Here is a 6,564-nt window from a genome sequence, read left to right as displayed (position 1 = left end):
CCCTTGTAGGAGCGGGCTTGCCCGCGAATGAAGCACCATCGCCCCTAGCAAGGCACAAAAATGGGGCCCCTGAGGGCCCCATCCTTGTGCAACAAAAACCGGCTTACTGCGCCAGCTTCTTGTGCCGTACCCGGTGCGGCTGGGCAGCAGCGTCGCCCAGGCGTTTCTTGCGATCGGCTTCGTACTCGGTGTAGTTGCCCTCGAAGAACACCACGTTCGAGTCGTCCTCGTAAGCCAGGATGTGGGTCGCCACGCGGTCCAGGAACCAACGGTCGTGGGAAATCACGATGGCGGCGCCCGGGAAGTCCAGCAGGGCTTCCTCCAGCGAACGCAGGGTCTCGACGTCCAGGTCGTTGGACGGTTCGTCGAGCAGCAGAACGTTGCCGCCCTCTTTCAGGGTCAGTGCCAGGTGCAGACGGCCACGCTCACCACCGGAGAGGTCCTTGACGAACTTCTGCTGGTCGCCGCCCTTGAAGTTGAAACGGCCCACATAAGTGCGCGACGGGATCTCGTAGTTGCCGATGCGGATCTGGTCGGAACCGTCGGAGATCTGCTGGAACACGGTCTTGCTGCCGTCCAGGTCCTCGCGGCTCTGGTCGACGCAGGCCAGTTGCACGGTTTCACCGATCTCGATGCTGCCCGAGTCCGGCTGTTCCTTGCCCATCAGCATGCGGAACAGGGTCGACTTACCGGCGCCGTTACCGCCGATAACGCCGACGATGGCGCCTTTTGGCATGGAGAACGACAGGTTGTCGATCAGCACGCGGTCGCCATAGCCCTTGGAGACGTTCTTGAACTCGATGACCTTGTCGCCCAGGCGCGGACCTGCCGGGATGTAGATCTCGTTGGTCTCGCTGCGCTTCTGGAACTCCTGCGACTGCATCTCTTCGAAACGCTGCAGGCGAGCCTTGGACTTGGACTGGCGGGCCTTGGCGCCTTTGCGCACCCACTCCAGTTCCTCTTTCATGGCCTTCTCGTGGGCGCTCTGCTGCTTGGATTCCTGCGCCAGACGTTCCGACTTGGCCTCCAGCCAGCCCGAGTAGTTGCCTTCGTACGGGATGCCCGCGCCGCGGTCCAGTTCGAGGATCCAGCCGGCGACGTTGTCGAGGAAGTAACGGTCGTGGGTAATGGCGACCACGGTGCCAGGGAAGTCGTGCAGGAAGCGCTCCAGCCAGGCCACCGAGTCGGCGTCCAGGTGGTTGGTCGGTTCGTCCAGCAGCAGCATGTCAGGGGCCGACAGCAGCAGGCGGCACAGGGCCACACGACGCTTCTCGCCACCAGACAGGTGCTCGATGCGCGCATCCCAGGCCGGCAGGCGCAGAGCGTCGGCAGCGACGTCCAGCTGACGCTCCAGGTTGTGACCGTCAGCGGCCTGCAGGATGGCTTCGAGCTTGGCCTGTTCGGCGGCCAGCTTGTCGAAGTCGGCATCCGGGTCGGCGTAGGCGGCGTAGACCTCGTCCAGGCGCGCCTGGGCGTCCTTGATCACGCTGACCGCTTCCTCGACCACTTCACGCACGGTCTTGTTCGGGTCCAGCTGGGGCTCCTGCGGCAGGTAGCCGACATTGATGTCGGGCATCGGACGGGCTTCGCCGTCGAATTCCTTGTCGACACCCGCCATGATCCGCAGCAGCGTGGACTTACCGGCGCCGTTCAGGCCCAGCACGCCGATCTTGGCGCCGGGGAAGAACGACAGGGAGATGTTCTTGAGAATTTCCCGCTTCGGCGGCACGACCTTGCTCAGCCGATGCATGGTGTAGACGTATTGAGCCAAAACCAAGCCCTCTATATGGATAGGTAAAGACATCGACGAGCGCCCTGAACGGGTCAGGGCGATCTGTATTCGAGGTGTCGTTGAACAAAGCTGGCCATTCTACGCCAAGTCTTGGTGAATGGCTGCCATGTGCAGGATCTGCACGTCGGCATTGCGCGAGCGATCAGACGTGACGCTGCTTGCCCTTGCCGCGCGGCAGGCGCGACCGCCCGCTTTCTTCGGCCAGGCGCGCGGCCCAGGCGGCCTTGACGCTGAAACCGCCGGTGCGGGCCGGGGTCTCGACGGTCTTGCCGGCCGGCTTGCTCGCCGGTTTGCTCACAACCTTCGCTGCAGGTTTCACCTCGGCGGCAACAACCGCGACTTCGGCCGGCTCGAGCGCAGCCTTGGCCGACTTGCGCAGCTCGGCCAGCGACGGCGTCTTGCGCTGGGCAGCCGCCGCGTCGGGCTTGGCAAACGAGCGCTGGCAGGACTTGCAGGATACGTCGTCGGCCACGGCAGTGCTGACCAAAGTCTGACTGCTGCGCCCACAGGCGGAATCGAGGCCATTGGTGGAATAGTGGGTAACCAAACCGTGCTTCTCCGATGCATTGACTATGAAACGGCCGGCATTCTCGCACAGGTTGCAGGGGCTTGCCGAACACCCGGCCGGTGCCGGGACGAGACATATCGGCTGGCACTTTGCCATAATCCAAGGCATGCTAGGGTCCGTCTGAAATGTTTCTGCGCGAAGGCCAGACAAGGCGAAACGGGGAGGAGGAAGCGCAGTGTACTGGAGTACATGAGCATTCCGAGCCACGTTTCAACGCAGTATGGGCGAGTGCAGATACATATCAGACAGAGCCTAGCCGCTTTCGTATGTCCGGCCTTATAGTGCGCCACGGCGGCATGCCGCGTGCATGATCCCCCCTGCCTTCGCCAGCCCAATCGCAGGACCAACGCTTGACCAACTTCACCCGACCGCCCATCCAGCGCCCTGCGCCGCCTGCTTCGTTGCGAGGCTCGCTCAAGGGTGCGCTTGCCCTGCTGGCCCTGGTCCTGCTGGGGCTGTTGTTCTGGCAACTGTTCTCGCAGTTCCGCCACACACAGGCCGACCTGCGCCAGCAAAGCGTGGCGACGAGTGCGGAACTGGCCCACCACCTGACCCTGAACATGGCGCTCAAGGCGCAGCAGGCCATGAATCTGCTGCAGCCCTACGTCAAGCCGCCGTCGCCTGCGGCCCTGCCGGCGCTGCTGCAGACACTCAGGGGACGCTTGCCGGCCTTGCGTGGCCTGGCCTGGCTGGACAGCAACGGGCAAATCCGCGGCGACAGCCTGCGCGACAGCCCCGACCGCCAAACGATCGACGGCCTGGTACGTCTGAACCAGGGTAACGCCTACTTCTATGGTAATTCGAGCGACAACCAGCTGGTCTACCTGCTGCTGCGCCAGCCCACCGAACAAGATCGCGGCTACTGGCTGCTGCGCCTGTCCGCCGACTACTACCAGGAGCTGACCAGCAAGCTCAACACACAGTTCCACCCGCTCTGGCTGCTGGAAAACAGCCGTGACGGCGCAGTGATCGAGCGCAGCGGTGTCGCCCACGCCAACCCATCGGCGCTGCACAGCGTGCTGCTGGCCTTCATCGACAACAGTACCTGGCAGGTCCGCGGCCTGCACGACCCGGCCTCGGCCCGCGATAAACTGTTGCCGGCCCTGCTGGGCAAGAGCCTGCTGGTGCTGTTCTGCGCCCTGCTGCCGGGCCTCGCGTTGATCAACATGCGCCGTCGCCAGCGTGCCTTGCAGGACGATCGCCGACGCTATCAGGATATCTTCGAGAGCACCGGCGTGGCCCTGTGCGTGCTTGACCTGTCGAGCCTGCCTGGCCAGCTTGATCGCTACCACCTGCGCAACCTCGCCGCGCTCAAGCAGAGCCTGGCACTGGAGCCGAGCCTGCGCCGCAACCTGCTGCAGGAACTGAAGATCACCGAGATCAACGAAGTTGCACGCCAGTTGCTCAACGTGACCTGCAACGAGGGCGCCTGGCAGCGGTTGATCGAGGGCAGCGGCGACGGCCGCGAGAGTATCGGCATGCAGTTGCTCGACGCCCTGATCGAACAGCGCGCGCAGTTCGAGCTGGAAGTACGCCTGCCCTCGCCACTGGGAGGCGAGCTGCACCTGTGGCTGATGGCCCGCCTGCCCCAGCAGCGGCGCGACTATCAGGCCGTGATCCTCAGCATCAGCGACATCACCAGCCGCAAGCAGGTCGAACTGTCGCTGCTCGAACGTGAAAGCTTCTGGTCGGACGTCGTGCGTACCGTACCCGACCAGCTCTACGTTCAGGACGTGCACAACCGGCGCATGATCTTCAGCAACCGCCACCTGGGGCAAACCCTGGGCTACGACCGCTCGGAGCTTGCGCAGATGGGCGATCACTTCTGGGAGCTGCTGCTGCACCCCGAGGATGCCGAGCACTACCGCAGCCTGCGCCAGCAACAGCGCGACAGCGGTCACAGCCAGTCGCTGCACTGCCAACTGCGCTTCCGCCACCGCGACGGCGGCTGGCGCTGCTACGACATCCGCGAGCAGGTCCTGGCCCGCGATGGCGAAGGCCAGGTCACGCGGATCATCGGCGTGGGCAAGGATGTCACGGTGCAGATCGAGGCCAGCCAGTCGCTGCGTGACAGCGAGCAGCGCTACCGGATGCTCGCCGAAAGCATCAGCGACGTGATCTTCTCCACCGACAACCAGTTGCAGCTCAACTACATCAGCCCCTCGGTGCAGACGGTGCTGGGCTATCCGGTGGACTACATCTTCGACAACGGCTGGCCATCGATCATCGCCAACCCCTCCCAGCTCAGTGGCATGCAGAGCCTCATGGAGCGAGTCAGCAAGGCGCTGGACGACCGCGAGCAACTGCGCCAGTTGCGCAGCCAACTGCCCACCCAGGTGTTCCTGTTCGACTGCCTGCGTGCCGACGGTCGCAAGATCCCCATCGAGCTGCGCCTGGTGCTGGTGTGGGACGACCACGAACACTTCGAAGGCGTGCTTGGGGTGGGGCGCGACATCAGCCAGCAGCGACGCGCCGAGAAAGACCTGCGCATGGCGGCGACGGTATTCGAGCACTCGACCTCGGCGATCCTGATCACCGACCCGGCCGGCTATATCGTCCAGGTCAACGAAGCCTTCAGCCGGGTCAGCGGCTATGCGCCCGATGAAGTACTCGACCAGCGCCCGAACATGCTCACCGTCGAAGGCCAGCAGGACGCGCACCTGGGCTATGTGCTCAAGCAACTGAACCAGCGCGGCACCTGGGAAGGCGAAGTGTGGCTCAAGCGCCGCAGCGGCGAGCACTATCCGGCCTGGGTCGGCATCACCGCGGTGCTCGACGATGAGCGCGACCTGGCCAGCTATGTGTGTTTCTTCACCGACATCAGCGAGCGCAAGGCCAGCGAGCAGCGCATCCACCGCCTGGCGTACTACGACGCCCTCACCCACCTGCCCAACCGCACGCTGTTCCAGGACCGCCTGCACACGGCATTGCAGCAGGCCGAGCGGCACAAGTCGTGGGTGGTGCTGATGTTCCTCGACCTCGACCGTTTCAAGCCGATCAACGACTCCCTCGGCCACGCCGCAGGCGATCGCATGCTCAAGGACATGGCCGAGCGCCTGCTGGCCTGTGTCGATGAAGACGACACCGTGGCGCGCATGGGCGGCGACGAGTTCACGCTGCTGCTGCAGTCGCGTACCAGCCGCGAAATGGCGCTGAACCGCGCCATTCATGTGGCCGAGAACATCCTCGCCAGCCTGGTGCGGCCATTCGTGCTGGAGAATCGCGAGTTCTTCGTCACCGCCAGTATCGGCATCGCCCTCAGCCCGCAGGACGGCAACGAGCTGAGCCAACTGATGAAGAACGCCGACACGGCGATGTACCACGCCAAGGAGCGCGGCAAGAACAACTTCCAGTTCTACCAGGCCGACATGAACGCCAGTGCCCTGGAGCGTCTGGAGCTGGAAAGCGACCTGCGCCACGCCCTGGAGCAGAACGAGTTCATGCTTTACTACCAGCCGCAGTTCAGCGGCGACGGCAAGCGCCTGACCGGCGCCGAGGCGCTGCTGCGCTGGCGCCATCCACGTCGCGGCCTGGTGCCGCCGGGCGACTTCATCCCGGTGATCGAGGAACTGGGCCTGGTGGTCGATGTCGGCGACTGGGTGTTGCGCGAGGCCAGTCGCCAGCTCAAGGCCTGGCACAAGGCCAAGGTGCGGGTGCCCAAGGTGTCGGTGAACATCTCGGCGCGGCAGTTCTCCGACGGCCAGCTGGGTACGCGGATCGCGACCATTCTCGAAGAAACCGGCCTGCCGCCGGCGTGCCTGGAGCTGGAGCTGACCGAAAGTATCCTGATGCGCGAGGTCAACGAGGCCATGCAGATCCTCGACAGCCTGAAGAACCTAGGCCTGAGCATCGCGGTGGACGACTTCGGCACGGGCTATTCGTCGCTCAACTACCTCAAGCAGTTCCCCATCGACGTGCTAAAGATCGACCGCACCTTCGTCGACGGCCTGCCCGAAGGCGAGCAGGATGCGCAGATCGCGCGGGCAATCATCGCCATGGCCCACAGCCTCAACCTGGCGGTGATCGCCGAAGGCGTGGAAACGCATGAACAGCTGGAGTTCCTGCGTGAGCACGGCTGCGACGAAGTCCAGGGCTACCTGTTCGGCCGGCCGATGCCGGCCAACCAGTTCGAGGCGCAGTTCAGCAACGAAACCTTGTTCATGTTCCAGTGATCGTGCTGCGACGCAGTCCCTGTAGGAGCGGG

The 6,564-nt window shown here is 64.3% G+C and carries 3 protein-coding genes; 1 reads left to right on the top strand and 2 read right to left on the bottom strand.

What is annotated here, in order from left to right:
• Window positions 1-103: 103 nt before the first annotated feature.
• Both ettA and ACPZMI_RS16275 read right to left on the bottom strand, forming a co-directional pair.
• Complete coding sequence (gene ettA / locus ACPZMI_RS16280) at window positions 104-1,771, bottom strand: energy-dependent translational throttle protein EttA (protein WP_186668368.1); 1,668 nt, start codon at window positions 1,769-1,771, stop codon at window positions 104-106.
• A 163-nt stretch (window positions 1,772-1,934) separates the two neighbouring features.
• Window positions 1,935-2,339 (bottom strand): hypothetical protein, encoded by a 405-nt coding sequence (locus tag ACPZMI_RS16275; RefSeq protein WP_426352657.1) that lies wholly within the window; start codon window positions 2,337-2,339, stop codon window positions 1,935-1,937.
• A 422-nt stretch (window positions 2,340-2,761) separates the two neighbouring features.
• Here ACPZMI_RS16275 and ACPZMI_RS16270 point away from each other — a divergent pair, with 422 nt between their 5' ends.
• Window positions 2,762-6,532: a sensor domain-containing protein gene (locus ACPZMI_RS16270; protein ID WP_483407404.1), complete on the top strand. Its 3,771-nt coding sequence runs from the start codon at window positions 2,762-2,764 to the stop codon at window positions 6,530-6,532.
• Window positions 6,533-6,564 lie beyond the last annotated feature (32 nt).

Origin of the sequence: Pseudomonas wayambapalatensis, assembly GCF_049942315.1 — a bacterium.
Classification (GTDB): domain Bacteria; phylum Pseudomonadota; class Gammaproteobacteria; order Pseudomonadales; family Pseudomonadaceae; genus Aquipseudomonas; species Aquipseudomonas wayambapalatensis.
The sequence above is the reverse complement of the archived record's forward strand: the minus strand, read 5'-3'. Positions and strand labels throughout refer to the sequence as shown.